The organism is Pseudomonas marginalis (assembly GCF_001645105.1).
GTDB lineage: Bacteria > Pseudomonadota > Gammaproteobacteria > Pseudomonadales > Pseudomonadaceae > Aquipseudomonas > Aquipseudomonas petroselini.
Window position 1 is genome coordinate 81,240 of the sequence record NZ_LKEG01000049.1, and the last position, 25,644, is coordinate 106,883.

General features: G+C 58.8%; 27 protein-coding genes and 1 tRNA gene. 24 read left to right on the forward strand and 4 right to left on the reverse strand.

The window, feature by feature from the left end; translation table 11 throughout:
• Nucleotides 1-2: 2 nt before the first annotated feature.
• The gene (locus tag AO064_RS21625) at nt 3-2,039 is read right to left on the reverse strand and encodes a sensor histidine kinase (protein WP_064054610.1); all 2,037 of its coding nucleotides are present in this window, start codon (nt 2,037-2,039) and stop codon (nt 3-5) included.
• A 46-nt stretch (nt 2,040-2,085) separates the two neighbouring features.
• Nucleotides 2,086-3,003, reverse strand: coding sequence for a putative 2-dehydropantoate 2-reductase (locus tag AO064_RS21630; RefSeq protein WP_064054611.1), 918 nt, complete (start codon nt 3,001-3,003; stop codon nt 2,086-2,088).
• A 123-nt stretch (nt 3,004-3,126) separates the two neighbouring features.
• Here AO064_RS21630 and AO064_RS21635 point away from each other — a divergent pair, with 123 nt between their 5' ends.
• Nucleotides 3,127-3,612, forward strand: a complete 486-nt coding sequence (locus tag AO064_RS21635) for a YajQ family cyclic di-GMP-binding protein (protein WP_003209785.1) — start codon at nt 3,127-3,129, stop codon at nt 3,610-3,612.
• Nucleotides 3,613-3,747: 135 nt separating this feature from the next.
• Nucleotides 3,748-4,590 (forward strand): mechanosensitive ion channel family protein, encoded by an 843-nt coding sequence (locus AO064_RS21640; protein WP_064054612.1) that lies wholly within the window; start codon nt 3,748-3,750, stop codon nt 4,588-4,590.
• Nucleotides 4,591-4,782: 192 nt separating this feature from the next.
• Here the strand turns inward: AO064_RS21640 and AO064_RS21645 are convergent, their stop codons facing one another.
• Entirely contained in the window at nt 4,783-6,075 is a 1,293-nt protein-coding gene (locus AO064_RS21645) for an OprD family porin (RefSeq protein ID WP_015885620.1), read from the reverse strand.
• Between the two features lie 872 nt (nt 6,076-6,947).
• On the opposite strand from AO064_RS21645, the gene AO064_RS21650 reads away from it, so the two are divergent.
• Together AO064_RS21650 and AO064_RS21655 are read left to right on the forward strand one after the other, a co-directional pair.
• Nucleotides 6,948-7,373, forward strand: coding sequence for an HIT domain-containing protein (locus AO064_RS21650; protein WP_064054613.1), 426 nt, complete (start codon nt 6,948-6,950; stop codon nt 7,371-7,373).
• Nucleotides 7,374-7,376: 3 nt separating this feature from the next.
• On the forward strand, nt 7,377-7,583 hold the full coding sequence (locus AO064_RS21655; RefSeq protein ID WP_015885618.1) for a SlyX family protein: 207 nt from the start codon (nt 7,377-7,379) through the stop codon (nt 7,581-7,583).
• A 69-nt stretch (nt 7,584-7,652) separates the two neighbouring features.
• Here AO064_RS21655 and AO064_RS31520 read toward each other — a convergent pair whose 3' ends face one another.
• Nucleotides 7,653-8,255, reverse strand: a complete 603-nt coding sequence (locus tag AO064_RS31520; protein WP_025854767.1) for a cold-shock protein — start codon at nt 8,253-8,255, stop codon at nt 7,653-7,655.
• A 413-nt stretch (nt 8,256-8,668) separates the two neighbouring features.
• Between AO064_RS31520 and AO064_RS21665 the strand changes: the two genes are divergently transcribed.
• From AO064_RS21665 to nadA, 20 genes are all read left to right on the forward strand, one after another.
• On the forward strand, nt 8,669-9,142 hold the full coding sequence (locus tag AO064_RS21665) for a Dps family protein (RefSeq protein WP_003193874.1): 474 nt from the start codon (nt 8,669-8,671) through the stop codon (nt 9,140-9,142).
• Nucleotides 9,143-9,322: 180 nt separating this feature from the next.
• Nucleotides 9,323-9,667 carry a ribbon-helix-helix domain-containing protein gene (locus AO064_RS21670; protein WP_064054614.1) on the forward strand — a complete coding sequence of 115 codons (345 nt, stop codon included), beginning with the start codon at nt 9,323-9,325 and terminating at the stop codon, nt 9,665-9,667.
• Between the two features lie 323 nt (nt 9,668-9,990).
• Nucleotides 9,991-10,212 carry an FmdB family zinc ribbon protein gene (locus tag AO064_RS21675; RefSeq protein ID WP_003193872.1) on the forward strand — a complete coding sequence of 74 codons (222 nt, stop codon included), beginning with the start codon at nt 9,991-9,993 and terminating at the stop codon, nt 10,210-10,212.
• Between the two features lie 107 nt (nt 10,213-10,319).
• Complete coding sequence (gene aspS / locus AO064_RS21680) at nt 10,320-12,095, forward strand: aspartate--tRNA ligase (RefSeq protein WP_064054615.1); 1,776 nt, start codon at nt 10,320-10,322, stop codon at nt 12,093-12,095.
• 150 nt (nt 12,096-12,245) lie between these two features.
• A complete protein-coding gene (locus tag AO064_RS21685; protein ID WP_064054616.1) occupies nt 12,246-12,992 on the forward strand; it encodes a YebC/PmpR family DNA-binding transcriptional regulator in 747 nt (248 codons plus the stop codon).
• Nucleotides 12,993-13,149: 157 nt separating this feature from the next.
• Complete coding sequence (gene ruvC, locus AO064_RS21690; RefSeq protein ID WP_015885612.1) at nt 13,150-13,674, forward strand: crossover junction endodeoxyribonuclease RuvC; 525 nt, start codon at nt 13,150-13,152, stop codon at nt 13,672-13,674.
• Between the two features lie 67 nt (nt 13,675-13,741).
• A complete protein-coding gene (ruvA, locus tag AO064_RS21695; protein ID WP_003175802.1) occupies nt 13,742-14,353 on the forward strand; it encodes a Holliday junction branch migration protein RuvA in 612 nt (203 codons plus the stop codon).
• Nucleotides 14,354-15,412, forward strand: a complete 1,059-nt coding sequence (gene ruvB, locus AO064_RS21700) for a Holliday junction branch migration DNA helicase RuvB (RefSeq protein WP_015885611.1) — start codon at nt 14,354-14,356, stop codon at nt 15,410-15,412.
• Nucleotides 15,413-15,563: 151 nt separating this feature from the next.
• Entirely contained in the window at nt 15,564-16,019 is a 456-nt protein-coding gene (gene ybgC, locus AO064_RS21705) for a tol-pal system-associated acyl-CoA thioesterase (RefSeq protein WP_015885610.1), read from the forward strand.
• 1 nt (nt 16,020) lies between these two features.
• On the forward strand, nt 16,021-16,716 hold the full coding sequence (tolQ, locus tag AO064_RS21710) for a protein TolQ (protein ID WP_015885609.1): 696 nt from the start codon (nt 16,021-16,023) through the stop codon (nt 16,714-16,716).
• 23 nt (nt 16,717-16,739) lie between these two features.
• Nucleotides 16,740-17,192 (forward strand): protein TolR, encoded by a 453-nt coding sequence (tolR, locus tag AO064_RS21715; protein ID WP_162276129.1) that lies wholly within the window; start codon nt 16,740-16,742, stop codon nt 17,190-17,192.
• A complete protein-coding gene (gene tolA / locus AO064_RS21720; protein WP_015885608.1) occupies nt 17,192-18,265 on the forward strand; it encodes a cell envelope integrity protein TolA in 1,074 nt (357 codons plus the stop codon). Before tolR ends, tolA begins: the two co-directional genes overlap by 1 nt.
• Nucleotides 18,266-18,282: 17 nt before the next feature.
• Complete coding sequence (tolB, locus tag AO064_RS21725) at nt 18,283-19,563, forward strand: Tol-Pal system beta propeller repeat protein TolB (RefSeq protein ID WP_043205819.1); 1,281 nt, start codon at nt 18,283-18,285, stop codon at nt 19,561-19,563.
• Nucleotides 19,564-19,620: 57 nt separating this feature from the next.
• A complete protein-coding gene (gene pal / locus AO064_RS21730) occupies nt 19,621-20,121 on the forward strand; it encodes a peptidoglycan-associated lipoprotein Pal (protein WP_003193861.1) in 501 nt (166 codons plus the stop codon).
• Nucleotides 20,122-20,127: 6 nt separating this feature from the next.
• Complete coding sequence (gene ybgF, locus AO064_RS21735) at nt 20,128-20,964, forward strand: tol-pal system protein YbgF (protein ID WP_046035282.1); 837 nt, start codon at nt 20,128-20,130, stop codon at nt 20,962-20,964.
• A 164-nt stretch (nt 20,965-21,128) separates the two neighbouring features.
• The gene (gene queE, locus AO064_RS21740; RefSeq protein ID WP_064054617.1) at nt 21,129-21,776 is read left to right on the forward strand and encodes a 7-carboxy-7-deazaguanine synthase QueE; all 648 of its coding nucleotides are present in this window, start codon (nt 21,129-21,131) and stop codon (nt 21,774-21,776) included.
• Between the two features lie 16 nt (nt 21,777-21,792).
• Nucleotides 21,793-22,467: a 7-cyano-7-deazaguanine synthase QueC gene (gene queC, locus AO064_RS21745; protein WP_015885604.1), complete on the forward strand. Its 675-nt coding sequence runs from the start codon at nt 21,793-21,795 to the stop codon at nt 22,465-22,467.
• Between the two features lie 63 nt (nt 22,468-22,530).
• Nucleotides 22,531-22,606, forward strand: a tRNA-Lys gene (locus AO064_RS21750).
• A 316-nt stretch (nt 22,607-22,922) separates the two neighbouring features.
• A complete protein-coding gene (locus tag AO064_RS21755) occupies nt 22,923-24,209 on the forward strand; it encodes an OmpP1/FadL family transporter (protein ID WP_064054618.1) in 1,287 nt (428 codons plus the stop codon).
• Nucleotides 24,210-24,466: 257 nt separating this feature from the next.
• Nucleotides 24,467-25,525 carry a quinolinate synthase NadA gene (gene nadA, locus AO064_RS21760; RefSeq protein WP_064054619.1) on the forward strand — a complete coding sequence of 353 codons (1,059 nt, stop codon included), beginning with the start codon at nt 24,467-24,469 and terminating at the stop codon, nt 25,523-25,525.
• Nucleotides 25,526-25,644: the final 119 nt, after the last annotated feature.

The following is a 25,644-nucleotide window of genomic DNA, read 5'->3' on the forward strand; positions in this document are numbered from 1 at the left end:
GGTCATTGCTCCAGTTGGGTAAGTTCGTAAGGCGGCAGTTGGCTGCCGGCCAGGGGCAAGCGCAAGGTAAAGCAAGTGCCTTGGCCGAGGGTGGAGTGCACTTCCATCTGGCCCTTGTGGTTATTGGTGATGATGAAATACGACACCGACAGCCCAAGCCCGGTGCCCTGGCCGATTTCCTTGGTGGTGAAGAAGGGCTCGAATGTACGTTTGCGCACGTTCTCGCTCATCCCGATGCCATTGTCTTCCACCTGGATCTCCGCCCACGGTGGGTTGAGGCGGGTGCGCAGGATAATGCGCCCCGGCTCGCTGTCGTCTTCGCGCAGGTGGATGGCCTGGGCGGCGTTTTTAAGCAGGTTGAGCAGCACCTGTTCCAGTTCGTTGGCGGTGCCGGGTACCGGGCCCAGCTGCGGGTCGAATTGACGGATGATCGCCTGGCCCTTGAAGTCAAAGCCGATGGCCAGGTCGAAGTCGTTACCGGCGATTTCCACCGCCTGGTCGATCAGCGCCGGCAAGTCGCACGGTGCCATCTGCCGGTTGCTGCGGCGGCTGAAGCTGAGCATATGGGTGACGATCTTCGCCGCCCGTGCCCCGGCCTGCTGGATACCATCGAGCAGTTGCGGCACTTCACGACTTTGCAGGTAGCGGTTGACGGTTTCCAGCTCGATGCCCGCCTGTTCGGCGTGTTCCAGGTTCTTGGGCAGGTCGGGAGACAACCGGCGGCGGATGTTCTGCACGTTATGCAGGATTGCCCCCAGCGGGTTGTTGATCTCATGGGCCATGCCGGCGGCCAAGCCACCCACGGAGAGCATCTTCTCCGATTGCACCATCATTTCTTCCAGGGACAGCCGTTGAGTGATGTCATCGATACGGATCACCACGCCCCGCCCGGCGCCGCCCATCAGTGGGTAGAACGTCAGGGCGTAATGCTTGGGTTCATCTTCCTTGAACCACGTGACACGTTCGATGCGCTCCACGGTGTGTTGCTCGACCGCCGCCCTGATCTGCGGCAGATACGGCTTGAGTGGCAGGAAGGCGAGGTAGATCGGCTGGTTCAGGGCTTCATCCAGTCGCGTGCCGGAAAGCGCGCTGGCCTCCTGGTTCCACTGCGTGACGTAGAGCTGTTCATCCAGGGCGATCAGTGCCGAGGGCATCGAGTCGATGATGCTGTTCAGGTAATTCTGGAAGCCGGTGAGTTTTTTCTCGATCTTGCTGCGCACCTGGACTTCCAGTTCCAGCTTGCGGTTGGTGTGGCGTGTCTCTTCGGCCAAGCCTTGGGCCTGATCGTAGGCGGCCTGGGAGTCGTCACGTGCACGCTTGAGCTGATGCTCGCGGGCTTCGATGCGCGACAGCATGGTGTTGAAGGCTTCTGCCAGGCTGCCGATTTCATCGTGGTTGCCACGACCGGCGCGCAGGGCGTAGTTCTCTTCACGGGTGACTTGGCGCGACAGCTCTTCCAGTTCATGGATCGGCCGGGTGATCAGGCGTTTGATCTGGCGGGCGATGATCAGCCACAGCAACACGCTGAAAATCAGGATGCCCAGGCTGGCGGTCAGCGTGCCGGTGTAGAACGCCACCGGCAGCTCGCTGCTGGCCACCAGCAGCAGATGACCGGACGGCTGGCCCGCACGGGGCAGGGTGATGACCTGGTTGCTGCGAAACTCGGTCACGCGCCACGCTTCGATATGCCGGTAGTTGTCGGGCAGGTGCAGGCGGTCACCGTGTTGCATCTGCGCCAGGCGGTTGCCTTCGCCGTCGTACAGGGCGGCGGCGCGCAAGGGTGAATAGCTGGTCAGCTCATTGAGCAGGGCGTCAGCTTTGGCGGGTGATTCGAGGGCCTCGGCGGCGAGCGCGGGGTTGGACACCAGGCGACCAATGGCCTGCAAGGCCTGGGGGGCCATGCTTTCCTGGGAGATCCAGTAGGCGGCGCTGATAAAGGTCAGGTTGGCCACCAGCAATACAGTGGTCAACAGCACCAGCAGGGCGGCCAGCAATTTCTGCCCGACGGGTAGGTTTTCAAGACGCTGGCGCAGCGGCATCAGGGTTTTCCCAGGTGATAGACAGGCGGGCAGGGTAGCGCGTGGCTCAGTCGCGGGGCAATCCGCGTGCGAGCAGCTGCTCGACCAAGCGTACTTGCAGCTGGTTTAAATGCGGCAGGTTCAGCTGATGACGGGCGGCCGCCTGGCAAGCATAGCCCAATAGGTAGCTGATTTCGGTGCGGCGGCCGGCGGCCACGTCCTGGTACATGGAAGAGTAATTGGCCGCCGTGGCCAGGATCACCCGTTCCACTTCGTGCTGCAGATCCAGCGCGGCGGCAGGCTGGCCGCAGCATTCCAGCAGTTCACCGAGTTCAGCGCACAGGGTGGCGACTTCGCAGTGATGGGCTTGCAGCTCGCCATTACGGCACTGATACAGCACGCTCAGTGGGTTGATGGCGCAGTTGAGCGCCAGCTTGCGCCACAACCGCGTGAGGATATCGGCGCTCCAATCGTGGGGAATGCCAGCCGCCTGCAAGTCATCCAGCCAGAGTGGCGGGGTAGGGTGGCTCGCGTCCCCCAGCCAGGTGTAGCCATGGCCGGCAAACACCACGCGCCAGTCGCCGTCGCGAAACGCGCCTTCGGTGCTGGAGGCAAAGATGCAACGGGCCTGGGGCATTTGCGCAGCGACCGCGTCCTGGCTGCCGAGGCCGTTCTGCAGCAGGATCAGTTCCGCGTCGGGCGCCAGTCGCCGTTGTAACTGTGCGACGGCGCTTTGGGCGTCGTAGGCCTTGCACGCCACCAGCAGGCGATGAATCGGCTCCGGGCTGTCAGGCGTTTCTGCGATCACCGGGTAGGTCTGTGCTACACCGTGCTCTACCAAGGTCAGACCCTGGGTGGTCTGGTAGTTGGCCAGACGCGCCTCATCACGCAGGATCAACCTGACAGGGAGGCCCGCGCGCGCCAGGCGCGTGGCCCAGAGTGTGCCCAGGCTGCCGGCGCCGAGAATATGCCAGGTGGTCGACATCAGTTTGTGCTCCGTGGGGTCGCTCACAGTGAATGGGGCGAAAGAACCGCTATAATGCCCCGGCATTTTAGCTCGGGCGCGCTCCATCTCTACTGAGCCCGCCCCTTATATTGGAGAAATGACATGCCTTCGTTCGACGTGGTATCCGAACTGGACAAACACGAAGTCACCAACGCCGTCGAGAACGCCGTCAAGGAACTGGACCGTCGCTATGACTTGAAAGGCAAGGGCAGCTTCGAATTCAAGGAAAAGGAACTGACCGTCAACCTGACCGCTGAAGCCGATTTCCAGCTGGAAGCGATGATCGAGATCCTCAAGCTGTCGCTGGTCAAGCGCAAGATCGACGCGCAGTGCCTTGAAATCAAGGACGCCTACGCCTCCGGCAAGCTGATGAAGCAGGAAGCCGTGCTCAAGGAAGGTATCGACAAGGAGCTGGCGAAGAAGATCGTTGCCCACGTCAAGGATGCCAAGCTCAAAGTCCAGGCCGCCATCCAGGGTGAGCAGGTGCGTATCACGGGCAAGAAACGTGACGACCTGCAAGAGGCGATTGCGGCATTGCGCGCCAAGACGTTCGACATGCCGCTGCAGTTCAATAACTTCCGCGACTGATGGCACTTTGGGGAACCTGGGGGTGTTTTCGACGTCCCACGCCCCAGCACCTGCTCCCACGATTGAGCCCTACGGGGCTCAATTGCATTTATGGCCACTCAATACACCGAACATCCGGTAAACAGGAGAATGTAGATGGATTTGAACGCTGAAATGGATCACCTGATCAAGACCTCAGAGTCGTGGCTCCCGATGATCATGGAATACGGCAGCCGGTTTTTGCTGGCCATGGTCACCCTGGTCATCGGTTGGTGGCTGATCAACGTGTTGACCCACCGGGTAGGGCGCTTGCTTGCACTGCGTAATGCCGACATGGCGCTGCAACATTTCATTACCAGACTTGCGAACATTGCGCTCAAAATCATGCTGGTGGTCAACGTGGCTTCGATGATCGGTGTGGCAACCACCTCGTTCATTGCGGCGATCGGTGCCGCCACCCTGGCCATCGGCATGGCATTGCAAGGCAGCCTGGCGAACTTCGCCGGTGGCGTGCTGATTCTGTTGTTCCGCCCGTTCCGCCTTGGTGACTGGATCGAAGCCCAGGGCACTTCGGGTACCGTCGATAGCATCCAGATCTTCCACACCGTGCTGCGTACCGGCGACAACAAGACCGTGATCGTGCCGAACGGCATCCTGTCCAACGGCATCATCACCAACACCAACCGCCAGCCGACTCGCAAGGTGGTGTTTGACGTGGGTGTGGACTACGAGGCCGACCTGCAGAAAGCCCGTGAGGTGTTGCTGGAACTGTCGAAAGACCCGCGTGTGTTGGCAGACCCGGCCGCTGTGGCAGTGGTGTCGACCTTGGGCGACAGTTCGATCACCGTATCCCTGCGTTGCTGGACCAAGACGTCGGATTATTGGGACGTGGTGTTTATGCTGAACGAACTTGCACGTGATCGTTTAAAAGCGGCGGGGATTGATATTCCATTTCCGCAGCGGGTTATTCGTGTGATGCAGGAAACAGTCGCCAAGTAATGGGAAGTCATAGTCTTGAACTTGGCCGTTAGGTCAGGTTCAAGGTGCACAGGTTAATCTCGTTAGTTAGCTTGCTAGTTATTTTGCCGCTGAAACAATACAGCCATAAAAAAGCCGCTCCCTTGTTAAACAAAGGAGCGGCTTTTTATTTAAGGCCGAGGCCTCAAGTCATCGTTGTAATCAAACCGTCAATTACAAGATGTTCAGCGGGTATTGCGCGATCAGACGCAGTTCGTCGAGAGAACCCGAGTAAACCTGATCAGACGAGCGATAGGTCGCTTGACGTACGCGCAAGCTCAGGTCTTTGGCTGGGCCGCTCTGGATCACGTATTTGGCTTCGATATCGCGTTCCCACTCTTTACCGTTGTTAGTGGTAGAGGTGTTGGCGCCGGTACCTTTCACATAACGAGTCATGAAGCTCAGGCCCGGAATGCCAAAGGTTGCCATGTTCAGGTCATAGCGAGCCTGGTAGGACTTCTCGTCTTCAGCGTTGAAGTCGGAACGAGCGATGGAGTTGGCCAGGAAAATCGTGCCGCCGCCGTCTACGCCATAACCGTATTGGCCGTCGCCGCTGACTTTCTGCGCCGCCAGGGTGAAGGTGTGAGCGCCAATGGTGTACGCGCCTTGCAAGCTGAACGCACGGTTGTCGAGTTTGGTCGTGCTGTCTTTGTCAGCACGTACCAGGCCGGCGCCGTCGCTCTTGGTGTCGTAGATGTTGAAGTCGACAGCCACGGATTGGTCATCGCTAAGTGCGTGGGTCCAGTTCACGTTGGCGTAGAGCTTCTTCCAGTAGTCTTCCACTTTGGAGTAGTAGAGGCTGGTGGTGATCTCTGGCGTCCAGCTGTAAACGCCGCCCACGAAGTTGGCGTCACGCAGGCCACGTTTCGAGCCTGGTTCGGAGCTGCCGATACTGTCGCGGTAGGTTTGATCCTGGGCAACGATCGAGGTGAAGTGACCGGCTTCCAGTTTCAGGTCTTTGATTTCGTTGCTGGTGATGGAAACGCCTTGCGGCAGTTCCGGCAGCAAGCGGCTGTCATCGGAGGCGAACACTGGAGCGGTAGTGTATTGATCACCGACCTTGAGGACCGTATTGGAAATACGGAACTTCACGGCAGCGCCTGCTTTGGAATAGTCGTCCTGCGAACGGCCGTCGGAACCCTCTGGGAACAGACCGGTACCGGCGCGGCCCTTGCCGCTGTCGAGTTTGACGCCCAGCAGGCCGATGACATCGACACCGACACCGATGGTGCCTTGGGTGTAGCCCGAGCTGAAGAGACCGTGGAAGCCCAGACCGGTTTCTTCGATACGGCTTTGCTCCGCACCTTGGTTACGGCGGTCACGGCTGAAGTACAAGGCACGCGTCAGAATGCTGGCGGTACTGTCTTCGATAAAGCCCTTGGAATCGTCCTGGGCGGACGCCATTGCGAACTGCGAGGTGCCTGCTGAAACAGCCAGGGCGATCATGCTCCACTTCATCACGCGCATCGTGATTTGCTCCTTTGGTTTTAGGAAGAGTACTGCCGTCCCACCTGTATTTTTGTCTGGGCGGCTCTTTCTTTTTGTGTCGGCGCAAAGTTATATCACGCTGACAATATTGGCGATACTTGCCCAACTTTCCTTTCAGCTTCTTTACGAGCTTGTCGTAGATTGCTATATCCATGTCGCAAATTCACAGCCTCACTGTAACGAGACTGACAACTTCAATACTGTTTCTAAACCGTTAAAAGAGCGTAAAAAACGTTACTTTAAAAGTTTGAAATCGTCCTTGGCGCGCATTGAACCGCTGTTGTTTTCATCGCGAAACACCTGATTCCCTTCTGGTGCCGTTGCCGACGATAAGAGGATGAATGCAGCAAGCGTGCCCAAACCGCAAACCGAATGTCATTTTTTCGTGAAAAACGTCGTCGCTCCGTGAAAACCGCATAAGCACGGGGTTTTTACGCCGATTGGTTTGGCCCGGACGCCCATGCTCCGCCTCTGTGTAGAGGTGCGCACATCCTGAATCTGGAGAAAACGTTACCCATTCACCCCAGTCGGTGGGTAGACGGCGGATCTCTTTGAGGCATAAATGGGTCATTTTGGTGCAGGCCCCCAGATATCGCTTGATTGCGGTGATGGCTCAATGCCTTGTTTCTTGAGGCCTCTGTGTCGCGGGTCTCGCCATAATCTTTTGATCAGTGTTTGGCCAATCGCAGCAGGATTGGTCATTCAGCGTAGTTGAAATATTCGTCTGTCTCTAAATGGTGCATTTTTTTTCATTGCGCCATGTTCATGCGCGCAGGCGCTGGTGTGAAGCGTGGGCGATTCGCAGGTATGCTGGGGGCCTTGAACCTGACCTGCCGAACGGAGTGCCTGCGGTGTTCGCTTTAGATCAACGCCTTCAACAAGACACGCTGGTCATGGGGGATTTCCCCCTGTGCCGCCTGCTGCTGTCCAATGACTCGAATTACCCTTGGTTCATTCTGGTGCCGCGTATCAACGCTATCAGCGAAGTGTTTCAGCTGGATGTCGCCGATCAGCAGCGGTTGTGGCAAGAGACGACGGCCCTGGCCCAGTCGCTGAATGGCGGTTTCTGCGCCGACAAAATGAACATCGGCGCCCTGGGCAATGTGGTCAGCCAGCTGCACGTGCATGTGATCGTGCGCAAGCGTGACGATGCCGCCTGGCCGGCGCCGGTATGGGGCAAACATCCGGCGCAGTCTTACACCGATGCGCAAGTGGCAGCCATCCGCGGCCGTCTGCGCGAGTTGTTGCCCGCCGACTTCATCTTTACCCAGGGTTGAATCATGGATCTGCAAGACCGCGTCACCGACCTGGAAAGCCGCCTGGCCTTCCAGGACGACACCATTGAGACCCTCAATGACATCCTCGTCACCCAGCAGCGTGCTGTCGAGCGCCTGCAATTGCAGATGACCGCGCTACTTAAACGCCAGGAAGAAATGGGCGGCCAATTCGAAACCTCCGAAGAAGAAGCGCCGCCGCCTCATTATTAACAGGCGTGCATAAAAAAACCGCGACCCAGCCAAGCTGGATCGCGGTTTTTTTTGCTGCGAGCGCGGGTATCAGCGACGCGGCAGTGCAGCGATCACGTCTTCGGCCTGCAGGCCTTTGTCGCGATTCATGACGGAGAATTCCACGCGCTGGCCTTCCACCAGGACGCGATGGCCTTCGCCGCGAATGGCCCGGAAGTGGACGAAAATGTCGTCGCCCGAATCACGGGAAATAAAGCCGAAGCCTTTGGAGGTGTTGAACCACTTGACGGTACCGGTATCCCGATTGGTCATGTCGTAGGTTTGCGACGAGGCCGCAGGGGAGGAACGGTAGAAGCTGATGGCCAGGTGAAGAACGATGGCGACCACAGCAATCACCAGGCTGAGCAGGATGGCCGGGTGGCCGCCGACTTCAGGCATAGGTGCCAGGAGGGTGAGGGTTTGTACGACCACGGTCAGTACCAGCAGCGCGCTGACCAGGTTTTGCAGTTGATGACGTGTGCCTTTGTTCCAGTAAGGGATCACCGGTGCCAGCGTCAGGTTAAGAAGGCCGAACAAGGCCAGGTACAGAGCGTCGTGTTGTTCCAGGTAGGGAGGGCTTCCCTGTTGCAAGCTCGGTATAAAGGACAGCAGCAACGCTGCAACGCCCGTTAGCAGGTGGACGATTTTCAACATTTTGATTAACTCACTTTAAGACGGATCACGAGGAAGAGCTGACTGGCACGGTTCGCTTCTGAACAATGGGAGGCGTTGGGCACGTGCGCGGGGTATCAGCCTATGCCGCTGCCGCAGAAAGTAACGGCGACGACACGCCGCCTATTTAACAGCAAAGGCTGTGCCTACTCAAATCAAGCATTTCGGGGTGTTGCAAGGATGACGGCATTTCTGTGTCAAACGCTTGTCCTAGACACGTGCAGGCTTTTCAAACGGATTGCAGGGATATTTCCTACTTGGGCCAGAGGCCCGGCCGCACCGTTTGACCGGCCACGCCGGGGCGAATTGCCGCGCCGGGCTGCGCATCACCGGCACTCTTGCTAGAGTGGTCCTGCACCTGATCAATGAATGCTTGTCAATTGAAGGGGATAAACATGGCAATCGATATCGGTATCAGTGAAGAAGATCGTAAATCCATCGTCGACGGGCTTTCACGGCTGCTTTCCGATACCTATGTACTGTATCTGAAGACCCACAACTTCCATTGGAACGTCACGGGCCCCATGTTCCGTACGCTGCACTTGATGTTCGAGGAGCAGTACAACGAACTGGCGCTGGCAGTGGACTCCATTGCCGAACGTATCCGTGCCCTAGGTTTCCCGGCACCGGGTGCCTATTCCATCTATGCCCGTCTGTCTTCCATCAAGGAAGAAGAAGGCGTGCCCAGCGCAGAAGAGATGATCAAGCAGTTGGTGGCAGGCCAGGAAGCGGTCACTCGCACCGCACGTGGCATCTTCCCGCTGCTCGACAAGGTCAGCGATGAGCCGACGGCCGACCTGCTGACCCAGCGTATGCAGGTTCACGAGAAAACCGCGTGGATGCTGCGCTCCCTGCTCGAAAATCAGTAGACACCTGCCCTGAGTGGCGCCTTCCTGGCGCCGCTCGCTTGTTTCCGCGCGTTTCCTGGCGTTGTCCTACGTCTATCAACTCCCCGTCTTCTGGCTGCCTGCCTCTGCCTGCGGTTTTATAAGGCCATCGCCCAATGGGACAACCCATGGGCTGCTGTTTGGCAATGGAGTGTCAGGTGTATGTCACGCGGAGTGGGTAATGGAGTGATGGAAACCGCTGGTTTTCATAGGATAAAGATCGACCCTTTTGCGAAAGGGTTCGATATGGGGCTGGCCAAGCCATTGTCCCGGTCGGTAAGGCTCAACGGGTTTTCCACCTGCCTGCGATTGGAGCAGATCTACTGGAATATCCTCACGGAGATAGCCAGGATCAACGCCTGTTCAGTCAGTGCGTTGCTGTCCTATGTCGACCGGGAAGTGCACTTGCGTTATGGCGGTGTGAAAAACTTCAGTGGGTTGGTCAGGGTGGTCTGTGTGGTTCACGCCTTGAAAGGGGGTGTTGAGCCATCCTGTTCACCGGAATAGTGCATTGAGCACCGGCACCTGCCCTTGTAGTGAGCGGGCTTGCCCCGCGCTGGGCTGCGTAGCGGCCCCCAACCAGGCGACCTTAGGCCTATCCTGGACCTCACAGTGTCCTTATTGGGGTGGCTTCATTGGGGCGGCTTCGCCACCCAGCGTGGGGCAAGCGCGCTCACTACATGGTCGTACGCTGAGGTGGGCAAGGCTCCGGCAGAAAGCCGGCTGCGCTGCCTCGATTTACCAGATATAATCCCGCGCTTTGCTACGCATGCTGCGGAACCCGTAGGGCAGGCGTGGCGCAGTAACGATCTGATCGCCGAGACATCTCCATGCCCATGTACGACTATCAATGTGCTTCCTGTGGTCATCAGTTGGAAGCCATTCAGAAGATCAGCGCCGCGCCGCTGGTCGATTGCCCTGCCTGCCAGGCACCGGAGCTCAAGAAGATGTTGTCCATGCCGGGCTTCCGCCTGAGCGGCAGCGGCTGGTATGAGACCGACTTCAAGACCGGCGCCAAGAAGAACCTCGCCGGCGGCGACAAAGCAGACTGAGTTGAACTCTACGCGCAGGCTCCTGCATTATCCGTCCCCTGCTTTAATGTACGGTGACGAGGCAGGCCTCCACCGAATTTCGAATTACGAGAAGTGAAACCACTACCATGATGCGCAGCCATTATTGCGGCCAACTGAACGAGACCCTGGAAGGTCAGGAAATCACCCTTTGCGGATGGGTTCACCGTCGCCGCGACCACGGCGGGGTGATCTTCCTCGATATCCGTGATCGTGATGGTCTGGCCCAAGTGGTGTTCGACCCTGACCGCGCCGAGAGCTTCGCCGCTGCTGACCGCGTGCGCAGCGAGTACGTCGTGAAGATCACCGGTAAGGTTCGCCTGCGTCCGGCGGGTGCCGTGAACAAGAACATGGCGTCCGGCGGCATCGAAGTGCTGGGTTACGAGCTGGAAGTGCTGAACGAATCGGAAACCCCGCCGTTCCCACTCAACGAATACTCCGACGTGGGCGAAGAAACCCGCCTGCGCTATCGCTTCCTGGACCTGCGTCGTCCGGAAATGGCCGAGAAGCTGCGCCTGCGTTCGCGCATGACCACCAGCATCCGTCGTTTCCTCGACGAGAACGGCTTCCTGGATGTCGAAACCCCGATCCTGACCCGGGCCACCCCGGAAGGCGCGCGTGACTACCTGGTGCCTAGCCGTACCCACCCCGGTTCTTTCTTTGCCCTGCCGCAATCGCCGCAACTGTTCAAGCAATTGCTGATGGTGGCCGGCTTCGACCGTTACTACCAGATCGCCAAGTGCTTCCGCGACGAAGACCTGCGCGCCGACCGCCAGCCGGAATTCACCCAGATCGACATCGAGACCAGTTTCCTCGATGAAAAAGAGATCATGGGCCTCACCGAACAAATGATCCGCAACCTGTTCAAGGAAGTGCTGGACCTGGAATTCGGCGACTTCCCGCACATGACCTTCGAAGAAGCCATGCGCCGCTACGGTTCCGACAAGCCAGACCTGCGTAACCCGCTGGAACTGGTAGACGTGGCCGACCAGCTCAAGGACGTCGACTTCAAGGTGTTCAGCGGCCCGGCCAACGACCCGAAATGCCGCATCGCCGCCCTGCGCGTGCCTGGCGGCGCGAGCATGCCGCGCAAGCAGATCGACGACTACACCAAGTTCGTCGGTATCTACGGTGCCAAGGGCCTGGCGTACATCAAGGTCAACGAGCGCGCCAACGGTGTTGATGGCCTGCAATCGCCGATCGTGAAAAACATTCCGTTGGACAACCTGAACGCGATCCTCGACCGCGTCGGTGCAGTCGACGGCGACATCGTGTTCTTCGGCGCCGACAAGGCCAAGATCGTCAGCGAAGCCTTGGGCGCGCTGCGGATCAAGCTGGGTCACGACCTGAACCTGCTGACCTGCGAATGGGCCCCGATGTGGGTCGTTGACTTCCCGATGTTCGAAGAGAACGACGACGGCAGCTTCAGCGCCTTGCACCACCCGTTCACCGCGCCGAAGTGCTCGCCGGCCGAGCTGGAAGCCAACCCGGCCGGCGCCCTGTCCCGCGCCTACGACATGGTGCTCAACGGCACCGAGCTGGGTGGCGGTTCGATCCGTATCCACCGCAAAGAGATGCAGCAAGCGGTCTTCCGCCTGTTGGGCATCAACGAAGCGGAACAGGAAGAGAAGTTCGGCTTCCTGCTCGACGCCCTGAAATACGGCGCGCCGCCGCACGGTGGCTTGGCGTTCGGCCTGGACCGCCTGGTGATGTTGATGACCGGCGCCCAGTCGATCCGTGAAGTGATTGCCTTCCCGAAAACCCAGAGCGCTGCGGACGTCATGACCCAGGCTCCGGGTGTGGTGGATGCCAAGGCGCTGCGCGAGCTGCACATCCGCCTGCGCGAGACGCCGAAGGCTGAGTAAGGCTGCTGCGTGAAAGCGCACTGAGGTTTACGCAGTCTAAAAAGGCGCATCTTCGGATGCGCCTTTGCGTTACAAGGGTTGTGTTTTAAAGAGAGAAGTCCTGCCTGGGGCGGGATTGATAAGGTTTCTACAGAATTTCGGAGTTGTGTTATGGCTGGCCATTCCAAGTGGGCGAACATCAAGCACCGCAAAGAGCGTCAGGATGCCAAGAAAGGCAAGATCTTCACCAAGTGGATCCGCGAACTGACCGTCGCCGCGCGCCAAGGTGGGGGTGACCCAGGCTCCAACCCGCGCCTGCGCCTGGCGCTGGACAAGGCCCTTGGCGCCAACATGAGCCGCGACATCATTGATCGCGCCGTGGCCCGTGGCGCCGGTGCCGCCGACACCGACGACATGGTCGAACTGACCTACGAAGGCTACGGCCCGGGCGGGGTGGCGGTGATGGTCGAGTGCATGACCGACAACCGTAACCGCACCGCGGCAGCCGTGCGCCATGCGTTCAGCAAGTGCGGCGGTAACCTCGGTACTGATGGTTCGGTGGCCTACTTGTTCGAGCGCAAGGGGCAGATCTCCTTCGCGCCGGGCACGGATGAGGATGCACTGATGGAAGCCGCAATGGAGGCCGATGCCGACGACGTGGTGACCAATGAAGATGGCTCCATTGATGTATTCACGTCGTTTGCCGGGTTCTATGCCGTGCGCAATGCGTTGGAAGCCGCCGGTTTCAAGGGTACCGACGCAGAAATCGTCATGCTGCCGACCACCAGTGCCGAGCTGGACCTGGACGGCGCGCAGAAAGTGCTGAAGATGCTGGACATGCTTGAAGACCTGGATGATGTTCAGAACGTGTATTCCAACGCCGACATCCCAGAGTCAGTAGCCGAACAGCTAGGCTGAAGGGCGATGTAGATCAAAAAGTGGGAGGGGGCTTGCCCCCGATGACAGTGTGTCAGTTACGTATAAATCGACTGATTCACCGCTATCGGGGGCAAGCCCCCTCCCACATGGGGTCTTCTCTGTATCAAAAATTGTTTTTACCCAACCCGCAGGCGTTATGACTTTAATCCTAGGTATCGACCCCGGTTCGCGCATCACCGGTTTTGGCGTGGTGCAACAGACCCCGCGCGGCTGTGTCTACGTCGCCTCGGGCTGCATCCGCACGGGTGCGGGCGAGTTGGCCGAGCGCCTGCAGATCGTCTATCGCGGCGTGCGTGAAGTGATCCAGACGTACGGGCCGGTCACTATGGGCATCGAAAAGGTGTTTATGGCGAAAAACGCGGACTCCGCCCTGAAGCTGGGCCAGGCCCGTGGTGCCGCCATCGTTGCCGGCGCCGAAGAGGGCATGGAAATCGCCGAATACACTGCGACCCAGGTCAAGCAGGCCGTGGTTGGCACCGGTGCCGCCAACAAAGAGCAAGTGCAGATGATGGTCATGCACATGCTCAAGCTCACCTCAAAACCGCAGATCGATGCGTCCGACGCCCTGGCCATTGCCATTTGCCATGCGCACACCCGCTCCAGCCTGCTGCCGCATGGCCTGGGGGCGGCACGCAGTCGTGGCGGGCGCCTGCGTCTCTGATAGCATCAGCGCAATCGTTATTTCCGGTCAGGCCTTGATCTGACCCCAAGCTTTAAGGATCTGAACCGTGATTGGACGTTTGCGCGGCACTCTGGCTGAGAAACAGCCGCCGCACCTGATTCTGGATGTGAACGGGCTGGGGTATGAGCTGGAAGTGCCCATGACCACCCTGTATCGCCTACCGTCGGTCGGTGAGCCGATAACGCTGCACACGCACTTGGTGGTGCGCGAAGATGCGCAACTCCTCTATGGTTTCATTGGCAAGCGCGACCGCGACTTCTTCCGCGAGCTGATCCGCCTCAATGGCGTGGGCCCGAAATTGGCCCTGGCGTTGATGTCGAGCCTGGAAGTTGATGAGCTGGTGCGTGCCGTCTCGGCCCAGGACACCTCGGCGCTGACCAAGGTGCCGGGCGTCGGCAAGAAGACCGCCGAGCGCCTGCTCGTGGAGCTCAAGGACCGTTTCAAGGCATGGGAAGTTGTACCAAGCATGTTTGCCCTGGTGCCGAATCAGCCAGATATGCCGGCGGGCCAAGTGGCCAGTGCCGAAAGCGATGCGGTCAGCGCGCTGATCTCCCTGGGCTACAAGCCGCAGGAAGCCAGCAAGGCCGTGTCGGCCATCAAGGACAAGAACCTGAGCAGTGAAGACATGATCCGCCGCGCCCTGAAGGGAATGATTTAAGTGATTGAAGCAGATCGTCTGATTGCGGCCACCGGCCCGCGAGATCGTGAAGAGGTCCAGGACCGGGCCATTCGCCCCCTGAGCCTGGCCGACTACATCGGCCAGCCCACCGTGCGCGAGCAGATGGAACTGTTTATCCAGGCTGCCCGGGGGCGCAGTGAGTCCCTGGACCACACGCTGATCTTCGGCCCGCCGGGTTTGGGTAAAACCACGCTGGCCAATATCATTGCCCAGGAAATGGGCGTGTCGATCAAGTCCACCTCGGGTCCGGTGTTGGAGCGTCCGGGTGACCTGGCAGCGCTGCTGACCAACCTTGAGCCGCATGACGTGCTGTTTATCGACGAGATCCACCGGCTTTCGCCGATCGTCGAAGAAGTGCTGTACCCGGCCATGGAAGACTTCCAGCTCGACATCATGATCGGCGAAGGCCCGGCGGCCCGTTCGATCAAGCTCGACCTGCCGCCATTCACCTTGGTAGGTGCGACCACCCGTGCCGGCATGCTGACCAACCCGCTGCGAGACCGTTTCGGCATTGTTCAACGTCTAGAGTTCTATAGCACTGCGGACCTGGCGACGATCGTCAGCCGTTCGGCGGGCATCCTGGGTTTACCGCTGGACCCGGAAGGCGCGTTTGAAATCGCCCGTCGGGCCCGTGGCACGCCGCGGATTGCCAACCGTTTGCTGCGTCGCGTGCGGGACTTTGCCGAAGTGCGTGCCAAGGGGCATATCACCAAGGCCGTGGCCGACCTGGCCTTGAACCTGCTGGACGTGGATGAGCATGGCTTCGATCACCAGGATCGACGTCTACTCTTGACCATGATCGAGAAGTTCGACGGTGGCCCGGTGGGTGTCGACAGCCTGGCGGCGGCCATCAGCGAAGAGCGCCACACCATTGAAGACGTGCTGGAGCCGTACCTGATCCAGCAGGGCTACATCATGCGCACGCCAAGGGGGCGGGTGGTGACGCGGCACGCCTATCTGCACTTTGGGTTAAACATTCCGTCACGATTGGGCGAGATGCCTGTAGTAGACGAATTCCTCGATGCAGTGGACGATTAAAAGCTTCACGCCAGACGATTTATCCGAGGTTTGTGCTGTCCTAGTGGCTGGTGTCGTCTTTCAGTCAGTAGAAATATTCTTCAGGATGAAGAGTGATAATGAAAAAACAGTTGCGGGCCGGATTGGCAACCTGAGGAGTAAGCACTAGAGTATGCGCGCGCAAAACGGGGATCAGTCGTTCGCACATCGCTGTCGCGTTTATTACGAGGACACCGATGCCGGCGGCATCGTGTATTACGTCAATTACCTCAAGTTCATGGAGCGGGCTCGAACCGAGCGGCTACGGGAGCTGGGCTTTGCCCAATCCCAGCTGGCAGGGGAGGACCTGTTGTTCGTCGTGCACTCCAGCGAGGCGCGGTATCACGCGCCGGCGCGGCTGGACGACGAGCTGTTGGTCAGCGCTGAAGTAATCGAATTGAACCGTGTCAGCCTGCGTTTCAAGCAGCAGGTCAGGCGGGCAACGGATGCAACGCTGCTCTGTGAGGGGCAGTTCCTGGTGGCCTGTGTGCGCACCAATAGTTTGAAACCCCGGGCCATTCCCGAAGCTCTACGTGCGGCCTTTGCCGACGTAAGCGGCGCGGGTAAACAATCAAAGCAGGAGATTTAGCGTGGAACCTACCGTCGTCGACCATTCCTCCATGTGGAGCCTGGTCAGCAATGCCAGTGTTGTGGTTCAACTGGTCATGCTGACCCTGGTAGCCGCATCGGTTACCTCTTGGGTCATGATTTTTCAGCGCAGCAATCTGCTGCGTGCCGGTCGACGTGCCCTGGAGAGCTTTGAAGAGCGCTTCTGGTCGGGTATCGACCTGTCCAAGCTGTACCGCCAGGCCGGCAGCAACCCGGACCCTGATTCGGGCGTAGAGCAGATCTTCCGTGCCGGCTTCAAGGAATTCTCCCGTCTGCGCCAGCAGCCAGGCGTTGACCCTGAAGCGGTCATGGAAGGCGTGGCCCGCGCCATGCGCGTCGCCATTTCCCGCGAAGAAGAAAAGCTTGAGCAAAGCCTGCCTTTCCTAGCCACCGTAGGTTCCGTCAGCCCGTACATTGGTCTGTTCGGTACCGTCTGGGGGATCATGAACTCCTTCCGCGGCCTGGCTCAGGCCCAGCAAGCGACCCTGGCCACCGTGGCCCCGGGTATCGCCGAAGCCCTGATCGCTACGGCGATCGGCTTGTTTGCCGCTATCCCCGCAGTAATCGCCTACAACCGCTTCGCTGCCACCAGCGAAACGTTGATCGGCCGTTACTACACCTTCGCCGATGAGTTCCAGGCGATCCTGCACCGTAAAGTGCACACCAGCGAAGAATAAGCAGGTAATTCCCAATGGCTTTAATCGCTCGAGCTCGCAAAAAGCGCAAGCCGGTCGCCGAGATGAACGTAGTGCCTTACATCGACGTGATGCTGGTGCTGCTGGTTATCTTCATGGTGACCGCGCCGATGCTCAACCAGGGCGTGAAGGTTGATCTGCCCAAGGTTTCAAGTGAAGCCTTGCCGCAAGACAACAACACTCAAGTCCTGACCATTTCGATCAAGTCTGACAAGACCTATTACTGGAACCTTGGCAGCGAAGTCGACACGCAGAAGCAGCAAGACAAGGCCCTGACCTTGCCCGCGATGACCGATGCCGTGACCAAGATCATTCGCTCCGGCAACGAAGGCGGCAAGCACACCCAGGTGTTCATCCGTGGCGACAAATCGGTCGACTACGGCTCTGTCATGGGCGCCATGGGCGGGCTGCAGAAGGCCGGCGTGGGTAACGTTGGCTTGATTACCGAGGCGCCCTGATGCAGCAACAGCGAGAGCCGTCCGCCTCGGAAAGCTTCTTCTGGCCTAGCGTCTGGGCGATTGCCCTGCACGTCCTGGTGTTTGGCATGCTGTTCGTCAGCTTTGCCATGACCCCGGACCTGCCGCCAGCCAAGCCGATCGTGCAGGCGACCCTGTATCAGCTGAAATCGAAAAGCCAGGCCACCACCCAGACCAATCAGAAGATTGCGGGTGAGGCCCAGAAGTCGGCTGCGCGCCAGACTGAAGTCGAACAGATGGAACAGAAGAAGGTCGAGCAGGAAGCGGTGAAAGCTGCTGCGGAACAAAAGAAAGAAGAGGCGGCTCAAAAGGCCGAGGAATCGAAAAAGGCAGACGAAGCCAAGAAGGCCGACGAGGCGAAAAAGGCTGATGAAGCCAAAAAGTCCGAGAAGGCTGCCGAAGCTAAAAAAGCCGAAGAGAAACAATTGGCTGATATAGCCAAGAAGAAATCTGAAGAAGAAGCCAAGAAAGCTGCTGAAGAAGAGGCCAAGAAAAAGGCCGCTGAAGACGCCAAGAAGAAAATAGTCGAAGACGCGAAGAAGAAAGCCGCCGAAGACGCCAAGAAAAAAGCTGAAGCAGACGAGGCGAAGAAGAAAATCGCCGACGACGCGAAGAAGAAAGCTGCCGCCGACGCCACCAAGAAAAAGGCCCAGGAAGCAGCGCGTAAATCCGCCGAAGAGAAAAAGGCCCAGGCCTTGGCAGATTTGCTTTCCGACACGCCTCAGCGTCAGCAAGCCTTGGCCGATGAGCAGGGCGATGATGTCGCGGGCAGTTTCGACGACCTGATTCGGGCGCGGGCAGCAGAGGGTTGGACACGTCCACCTTCGGCGCGTAAAGGCATGACAGTAGTGCTGCAGATCGGCATGTTGCCGGACGGTACGGTGACTTCGGTCAGCGTGGCCAAGTCCAGTGGTGACGGTTCGTTCGACAGTTCGGCGGTTGCCGCGGTCAAGAACATTGGCCGGTTGACCGAGATGCAGGGAATGAAACCAAGCGACTTCGCTCCCTATCGTTCATTCAAGATGACATTCACACCTGAGGATCTAGCCTTGTGAGAAACCTTCTTCGAGGAATGCTTGTCGTTATTTGCTGTATGGCAGGGATAGCGGCGGCGGATGAAAAGAACATCCTGGTCACCAGCGGTAGCGATCGGGCCACTCCGATCGCCGTTGTACCGTTTGGCTGGCAGGGCGGCAGCGTGCTGCCGGACGACATGGCCCAGATCGTCAGCGACGACCTGCGCAACTCCGGCTACTACGCGCCGATTCCGAAAGGCAACATGATCAGCCAGCCGAACCAAGCCAGCGAAGTCGTGTTCCGTGACTGGAAAGCGGTGGGTGCGCAGTACCTGATGGTCGGCAACATCACGCCGGCCGGCGGTCGCCTGCAAATCCAATACACCTTGTTCAACGTGGCCACCGAGCAGCAGGTCTTGACCGGCAGCGTGTCGGGCACCGCCGAACAACTGCGGGACATGGCTCACTACATCTCGGACCAGTCGTTTGAGAAGCTCACCGGTATCAAGGGTGCTTTCTCGACGCGTCTGCTGTACGTGACCGCTGAACGTTTTTCCGTAGACAACACTCGTTACACATTGCAGCGCTCGGATTACGACGGTGCACGGGCTGTGACCTTGCTGCAATCGCGTGAGCCAATCCTGTCGCCGCGCTTTGCGCCGGACGGCAAGCGTATTGCCTATGTGTCTTTCGAGCAGCGTCGTCCGCGTATCTTCGTCCAGCACATTGATACTGGCCGTCGTGAGCAGATCACCAACTTCGAAGGCCTCAACGGTGCGCCAGCCTGGTCGCCGGATGGTTCGCGCCTGGCATTCGTGCTGTCCAAGGACGGCAACCCGGACATCTACGTGATGAACATGGCTTCGCGCCAGATCTCCCGCGTAACCAGCGGCCCGGGTATCAATACCGAACCGTTCTGGGGCAAGGATGGTTCGACCATCTACTTCACCTCTGACCGAGGCGGCAAGCCGCAGGTTTATAAGGCGAACGTGAATGGCGGTGGTGCGGAGCGTGTTACTTTTATCGGTAACTACAACGCCAACCCTAAGCTTTCGGCTGATGAAAAGACGTTGGTGATGATTCACCGTCAGGATGGTTTCACTAATTTCCGGGTTGCGGCCCAGGATTTGCAGCGCGGAACCGTAAAAATCCTCACAGATACCAACCTTGATGAGTCAGCCACTGTTGCGCCCAACGGCACCATGGTAATCTACGCCACCCGCCAGCAGGGCCGGGGAGTCTTGATGCTCGTGTCCATTAATGGACGCGTAAGGCTCCCGCTTCCTACCGCACAAGGCGAAGTCAGAGAACCATCCTGGTCCCCTTACCTGAACTGACGCGGCGCTACAAAAAAAGATTTGCTTAACACACTGGGGTTCATTAGGAGTTTCACGATGGAAATGCTGAAGTTTGGTAAGTTTGCTGCTCTGGCTCTGGCTCTGTCCGTAGCCGTTGGTTGCTCGTCTAAAGGCGGCGACAATGCCGGTGAAGGCGCAGCTGTTGATCCAAACGCTGGTTACGGCGCTAACACTGGTGCAGTTGACGGCTCCCTGAGCGAAGAAGCTGCTCTGCGCGCTATCACCACTTTCTACTTCGAATACGACAGTTCGGACCTGAAACCAGAAGCCATGCGCGCTCTGGACGTTCACGCGAAGGACCTGAAAGCTAACGGCGCTCGCGTTGTTCTGGAAGGTAACACTGACGCCCGTGGTACTCGTGAGTACAACATGGCACTGGGCGAGCGTCGTGCGAAAGCCGTTCAGCGCTACCTGGTACTGCAAGGTGTTGCTCCAGGCCAACTGGAACTGGTTTCCTACGGTAAAGAGCGTCCAGTTGCAACTGGCAACGACGAACAGTCGTGGGCTCAAAACCGTCGCGTCGAACTGCGTAAGTAATTCGTCATGCGAACGTGCCGTCGTGCTCTAACTGTATTGGCTCTCAGTCTCGCACCGCTCGCGGTGTGGGCTGCGGTTCCTGTGGAAGATAGCAACTCTGGCTATAACAATAGCGGGAGCAGTTATCCGCCAGCGGGTTATGGCACGAACGGCGCCTATGCTGGGGGGGCGGCTACGTCCGCCCCCTCCGCACAGGGCGAACTGTTCAACCAGCTGCAACGCATGCAGGATCAACTGGCGCAGCAACAAGGCGCGATTGAAGTTCTGCAGAACCAAGTGAACCAGCTGAAGCAAGAAGGCCTGGAGCGATACCAGGATCTTGATCGACGCATTGGAGCCGGCGTTACACCTGCCGCAACTCCTGATAATTCTTCTGCCGGTGGCGCGCCCAGTGCCGCTGCCGGTGGTGCAGCAGCGGGGGCTGCGGCGGCAAGCCAAGCCCCTGCCGCGAGCAGCGAACCGGGTGATCCGGCGAAGGAAAAACTGTATTACGATGCAGCCTTCGACCTGATCAAAGCCAAGGATTTCGATAAGGCCAGCCAGGCATTTACCGCTTTCCTGCGTAAATACCCGAACAGCCAGTACGCGGGCAACGCCCAATACTGGTTGGGCGAGGTCAACCTGGCAAAGGGTGATCTGCAGGGGGCAGGCCAGGCATTTGCCAAGGTCAGCCAGCTGTACCCCAAGCACGCCAAGGTGCCGGACTCGCTGTATAAACTCGCTGACGTAGAACGCCGCCTGGGTCATACCGACAAGGTCAAAGGCATTCTGCAGCAGGTTGTGGCCCAATATCCGGGTACCTCGGCTGCCCAGTTGGCCCAACGGGACCTGCAGCGCTTGTAAGCGAAGCAGCCCGTTTAGAAGAAACCCGCGCCTGGCGCGGGTTTTTTCGTTAGAATCCACGCCCTTTTATGAAACACGCTTTTTGGGGCCTGCGCGTTGGCGGGGTCCCTTAAAGTGCCTGACGGAGGCGGACAGCCTGTTTAGCTGTTACGCCCGTGGCGACTATGCAAGACATATTACGTATTACCGAAGTTTTTTACTCGTTGCAGGGTGAAACGCGAACGGCCGGCCTGCCCACAGTCTTTGTGCGCCTCACCGGTTGCCCCTTGCGTTGCCAGTACTGCGACAGCGCCTACGCCTTCAGTGGCGGCACCGTGCGCACCCTCGATGACATCCTGGAGCAGGTGGCCGGCTACAAGCCGCGCTACGTCTGCGTAACCGGCGGTGAACCGCTGGCCCAGCCCAACGCCATCCCATTGCTCAAGCAGCTGTGTGACGCCGGCTACGAGGTTTCCCTGGAGACCAGTGGTGCGCTGGATATCTCGGCAGTCGATCCCCGTGTAAGCCGCGTGGTCGACCTCAAGACCCCAGGCTCCAAGGAAGCGCACCGTAACCGCTACGAGAACATCGAGCTGCTGACGGCCAACGATCAGGTCAAGTTTGTCATCTGTTCGCGCGATGACTACGACTGGGCGAACTCCAAGCTGATTCAATACGGGTTGGACCGACGCGCCGGCGAAGTGCTGTTCTCGCCAAGCCACCATGACTTGAACGCCCGTGACCTCGCCGATTGGGTGGTTGCGGACAATCTACCGGTGCGCCTGCAATTGCAGTTGCATAAATACCTTTGGAACGACGAGCCAGGACGCTGATATGACTGAACACACCATGGATCAAAAACGCGCGGTAATCCTGCTCTCCGGCGGCCTCGACTCCGCTACGGTGGTGGCTATGGCGCAAGCGCAGGGCTACAGCTGCTACACCATGAGTTTTGACTACGGCCAACGTCACCGTGCCGAGCTGAACGCCGCCGCCCGTGTCGCCCGTGACATGGGCGTGGTGGAGCACAAGGTGATCGGCCTGAACCTCAACGGCATCGGCGGCTCCGCCCTGACCGACAGCAGCATCGACGTGCCAGAAGCCCCCAGCGAAGGCATACCGGTGACTTATGTGCCGGCACGCAACACCGTGTTCCTGTCCCTGGCCCTTGGCTGGGCGGAAGTGCTCAACGCTCGAGACATCTTTATCGGCGTCAACGCGGTGGATTACTCCGGCTACCCGGACTGCCGCCCTGAATTCGTCGAGTCGTTCGAACGCATGGCCAACCTGGCCACAAAGGCCGGTGTAGAAGGGCAAGGCTTCCGCATCCTGGCGCCACTGCAAAACCTGAGCAAGGCCGATATCGTGAAGGCTGGCGTAGGACTTGGCGTCGATTACTCGCTGACTGTTTCCTGCTACCAGGCAGACGATGACGGCCGTGCTTGTGGGAAATGCGACAGCTGCCGACTGCGTGCAGAAGGCTTCCAAGCCGCCGGAATTGCTGACCCAACGCGTTATTTCTGATTTATTTCAAATAAGGTGTTGAATAATCCTTAGAAATCAGTATTATACGCGCCACCACACAGCGGGTCGTTAGCTCAGTTGGTAGAGCAGTTGGCTTTTAACCAATTGGTCGTAGGTTCGAATCCCACACGACCCACCATTTTTGGCGGTTTAGAAAATCCGGAAGGCCCACGCAAGTGAGGATTTCCGGGTTTTTTTTGCCTGTTTGAAAACACAGCGAGCCCCAGGCCAACCAAAGCCTGGGGTTTTTTTGTATCTGCGCGAAGCTGCCGTTGTCGCCAAAACCCATGGGTCACAATCGGGTCTTAAGGTCATTGCTGGAGACAAAAATACGGCCAAAGTCTTTGAAATCCATAGGATTGTCCGACAATTTCGCGAATGAAAAACTCTTCATAAAACACCCGCTCGAACGTTGGTAGCTTCCTCATCGCTGCCCCATCATTCGAGTCCTAATAATGAATAACAAAACTCTTAAAGGCGCCTTGGCGCTTGCCGTTTCCCTGGCCTCAACCCAGCTGTTCGCCGGTGGTTTCGCATTAAATGAACAAAGCATCAGTTCAATGGGTACGGGCTACGCTGGTCGCTCCTCTTCGGCCGAGGACGCGAGTACGGTGTTCGGCAACCCCGCCGGCATGTCCCGCTTGAAGAAGAACGAAGTCAGCCTCGGCGCGACCTACCTTGATGCCAAAACCGATATCAAAGACGCCAGTTCCTCGCAGTTCGGTGCCAACAACCCAGGCACCAACAAAGGCGACATGGTGCCGGGCATTGCCGTGCCGATGGGCTACTTGGTCACGCCCATCGATGAGCACTGGGCGTTCGGCCTGGGCATCTACGCGCCGTTCGGCCTGGTGACCGACTATGAGCACAGCTTCCAGGGCAATGCTTTTGGCAGTAAGAGCAAGGTGTCGGTCATCACCGTGCAGCCAACGGTCAGCTACGCCTTCAACGACAAAGTGTCGGTGGGCTTTGGCCCGACTTTCAACCGCATCGACGGCGAGCTGGATTCCAACGTGCCCCTGGGTGGTGGCGCCAGCGAAAGCGTGAAGGTCAAGGGTAACGACAACGCCGCGGGGTTCAACGCCGGTATCCTCGTGCAGCCTCTCGACAACACGCGCATCGGTGTGACCTACCACTCGCAGGTGGTGTATCACCTCAGCGGCAAGACCCATGCGTCCGGCCTGATTTCCGATACCTTTGACGGTGGGCCGCAGAAGTATGACGCCAGCCTGGACCTGACAACCCCTTCGTCGGTGGATTTCTCGGTCACCCAGCAACTGAATGACGACTGGACCCTCTACCTTGGCAGCACGTACACGCGTTGGAGTCAGTTGAAGAAGATCACCATCAACAACGACGGTGTGTCCGGCCTCACCGCTCAATTCGGGGGCCTAGGTTCGATCACCGAGCAACAGCACTGGCATGACACCTGGTCCCACGCCATCGGCGCGGCCTATCGGGTCAACAAAGAACTGGTGCTGCGGACCGGTTTTTCGGTGGACCAGACGCCGACCAACAACACTGACCGATCCGTGCGGATTCCGACGGGTGATCGCACGGTTTTCAGCCTGGGCGCGGGCTGGACGCCAGTCGACAACCTGACCTTCGATGTGGCGTATTCCTACCTCAAGGAAGAGCCGATCAAGGTGCGGCAGAACCTTTCCCAGGTAGGCCTCACCTACGATGCCAAGTATGAAAATAGCGCCGATGGCTTTGGTGGGTCGGTGACTTACCGCTTCTGATGTTCGCGCAACGCACAGCGTCGGTTGTAAAAACGGGAAACCCCAGCCTTGGGGTTTCCCGTTTTTTTACAACCGACGGATGCACCCGCGAATGCCAGATTAGGCTTTTGAAACCATTGGATATTCTGTAGCCTTGCGCAGCTTCATCGCTAACCGTGCTTGATGAACACAATCACTTCGTCCGGCGGCGCCCGAAGGGCTCCAGAGCCGGTGGTACACTCGACTTTCGCGCAACGGCGCCTGCAGGTCTTGCGAACATGACGCAAATTTCCGAACGCCTTCTGGTTCAAGCTCACCTCGACGCCAAGCAGCCCAAGGCGCTCAGCGCCGATGAAGAGGCTGGCCTGCGTAGCGCCATCGCCGCTGAGCTCAAAGCGCAAGACGCGGTGCTGGTTGCCCACTTCTACTGCGACCCGGTTATCCAGGCCCTGGCCGAAGAAACCGGCGGCTGTGTCTCCGACTCCTTGGAAATGGCCCGCTTCGGCGCCGCCCACCCGGCCAAGACCGTGTTGGTTGCCGGTGTGCGTTTCATGGGCGAGACCGCCAAGATCCTCACACCCGAAAAACGCATCCTCATGCCCACCCTGGAAGCCACCTGCTCCCTGGACCTGGGTTGCCCGGTGGAGGAGTTCTCGGCGTTCTGCGACCAGCACCCCGAACGCACCGTGGTGGTGTATGCCAACACTTCGGCGGCAGTCAAAGCCCGGGCGGATTGGGTGGTGACGTCGAGCTGCGCGCTGGAAATCGTCGAAAGCCTGATGGACAACGGTGAAACCATCATTTGGGGACCTGACAAGCACCTGGGTACCTACATCCAGCGCCAGACCGGTGCCGATATGCTGTTGTGGGACGGCGCCTGCATCGTCCACGAAGAGTTCAAGTCCAAGCAGTTGGAAGACATGAAGGCGCTGTACCCGGACGCAGCCATTCTGGTGCACCCTGAGTCGCCGACTGCGGTGATCGAACTCGCGGATGCCGTGGGCTCGACCAGCCAACTGATTGCGGCTGCCCAGCGCCTGCCAAACAAGACCTTTATCGTCGCCACCGACCGCGGCATCTTCTACAAGATGCAGCAGCTGTGCCCGGACAAGGTCTTCGTCGAAGCGCCTACCGCCGGCAACGGGGCTGCGTGCCGTAGTTGCGCGCATTGCCCGTGGATGGCGATGAACACGCTGGAGCGCACGCTGCAGTGCCTGCGTGAGGGCACTAACGAGATCTTCGTCGAGCCGTCCGTGATCCCGCAGGCGGTGCGCCCGCTCAAGCGCATGCTGGATTTCACCCAGGCCGCACGCCTTAAACTCGCCGGCAACGCCTGACTCAAGGCGGGCTCAGTAAAAAATGTGGGAGGGGGTTTGAACTGGTCAAGTAATCTTGGACACTGATTACGGTTCACGCCGCCAACCTTTCCTTCACGACCGGCGACCTGTAGTCGTTA

Excerpts from the sequence above, each read along its gene's own strand:
- AO064_RS21625 (WP_064054610.1), bottom strand. The coding sequence starts at position 2,039 with ATGCCGCTGCGCCAGCGTCTTGAAAACCTACCCGTCGGGCAGAAATTG.
- AO064_RS21630 (WP_064054611.1), bottom strand. The coding sequence starts at position 3,003 with ATGTCGACCACCTGGCATATTCTCGGCGCCGGCAGCCTGGGCACACTC.
- AO064_RS21635 (WP_003209785.1), top strand. The coding sequence starts at position 3,127 with ATGCCTTCGTTCGACGTGGTATCCGAACTGGACAAACACGAAGTCACC.
- AO064_RS21640 (WP_064054612.1), top strand. The coding sequence starts at position 3,748 with ATGGATTTGAACGCTGAAATGGATCACCTGATCAAGACCTCAGAGTCG.
- AO064_RS21645 (WP_015885620.1), bottom strand. The coding sequence starts at position 6,075 with ATGCGCGTGATGAAGTGGAGCATGATCGCCCTGGCTGTTTCAGCAGGC.
- AO064_RS21655 (WP_015885618.1), top strand. The coding sequence starts at position 7,377 with ATGGATCTGCAAGACCGCGTCACCGACCTGGAAAGCCGCCTGGCCTTC.
- AO064_RS31520 (WP_025854767.1), bottom strand. The coding sequence starts at position 8,255 with ATGTTGAAAATCGTCCACCTGCTAACGGGCGTTGCAGCGTTGCTGCTG.
- AO064_RS21665 (WP_003193874.1), top strand. The coding sequence starts at position 8,669 with ATGGCAATCGATATCGGTATCAGTGAAGAAGATCGTAAATCCATCGTC.
- AO064_RS21670 (WP_064054614.1), top strand. The coding sequence starts at position 9,323 with ATGTCACGCGGAGTGGGTAATGGAGTGATGGAAACCGCTGGTTTTCAT.
- AO064_RS21675 (WP_003193872.1), top strand. The coding sequence starts at position 9,991 with ATGCCCATGTACGACTATCAATGTGCTTCCTGTGGTCATCAGTTGGAA.
- aspS (WP_064054615.1), top strand. The coding sequence starts at position 10,320 with ATGATGCGCAGCCATTATTGCGGCCAACTGAACGAGACCCTGGAAGGT.
- AO064_RS21685 (WP_064054616.1), top strand. The coding sequence starts at position 12,246 with ATGGCTGGCCATTCCAAGTGGGCGAACATCAAGCACCGCAAAGAGCGT.
- ruvC (WP_015885612.1), top strand. The coding sequence starts at position 13,150 with ATGACTTTAATCCTAGGTATCGACCCCGGTTCGCGCATCACCGGTTTT.
- ybgC (WP_015885610.1), top strand. The coding sequence starts at position 15,564 with ATGCGCGCGCAAAACGGGGATCAGTCGTTCGCACATCGCTGTCGCGTT.
- tolA (WP_015885608.1), top strand. The coding sequence starts at position 17,192 with ATGCAGCAACAGCGAGAGCCGTCCGCCTCGGAAAGCTTCTTCTGGCCT.
- tolB (WP_043205819.1), top strand. The coding sequence starts at position 18,283 with ATGCTTGTCGTTATTTGCTGTATGGCAGGGATAGCGGCGGCGGATGAA.
- pal (WP_003193861.1), top strand. The coding sequence starts at position 19,621 with ATGGAAATGCTGAAGTTTGGTAAGTTTGCTGCTCTGGCTCTGGCTCTG.
- ybgF (WP_046035282.1), top strand. The coding sequence starts at position 20,128 with ATGCGAACGTGCCGTCGTGCTCTAACTGTATTGGCTCTCAGTCTCGCA.
- queE (WP_064054617.1), top strand. The coding sequence starts at position 21,129 with ATGCAAGACATATTACGTATTACCGAAGTTTTTTACTCGTTGCAGGGT.
- queC (WP_015885604.1), top strand. The coding sequence starts at position 21,793 with ATGGATCAAAAACGCGCGGTAATCCTGCTCTCCGGCGGCCTCGACTCC.
- AO064_RS21755 (WP_064054618.1), top strand. The coding sequence starts at position 22,923 with ATGAATAACAAAACTCTTAAAGGCGCCTTGGCGCTTGCCGTTTCCCTG.
- nadA (WP_064054619.1), top strand. The coding sequence starts at position 24,467 with ATGACGCAAATTTCCGAACGCCTTCTGGTTCAAGCTCACCTCGACGCC.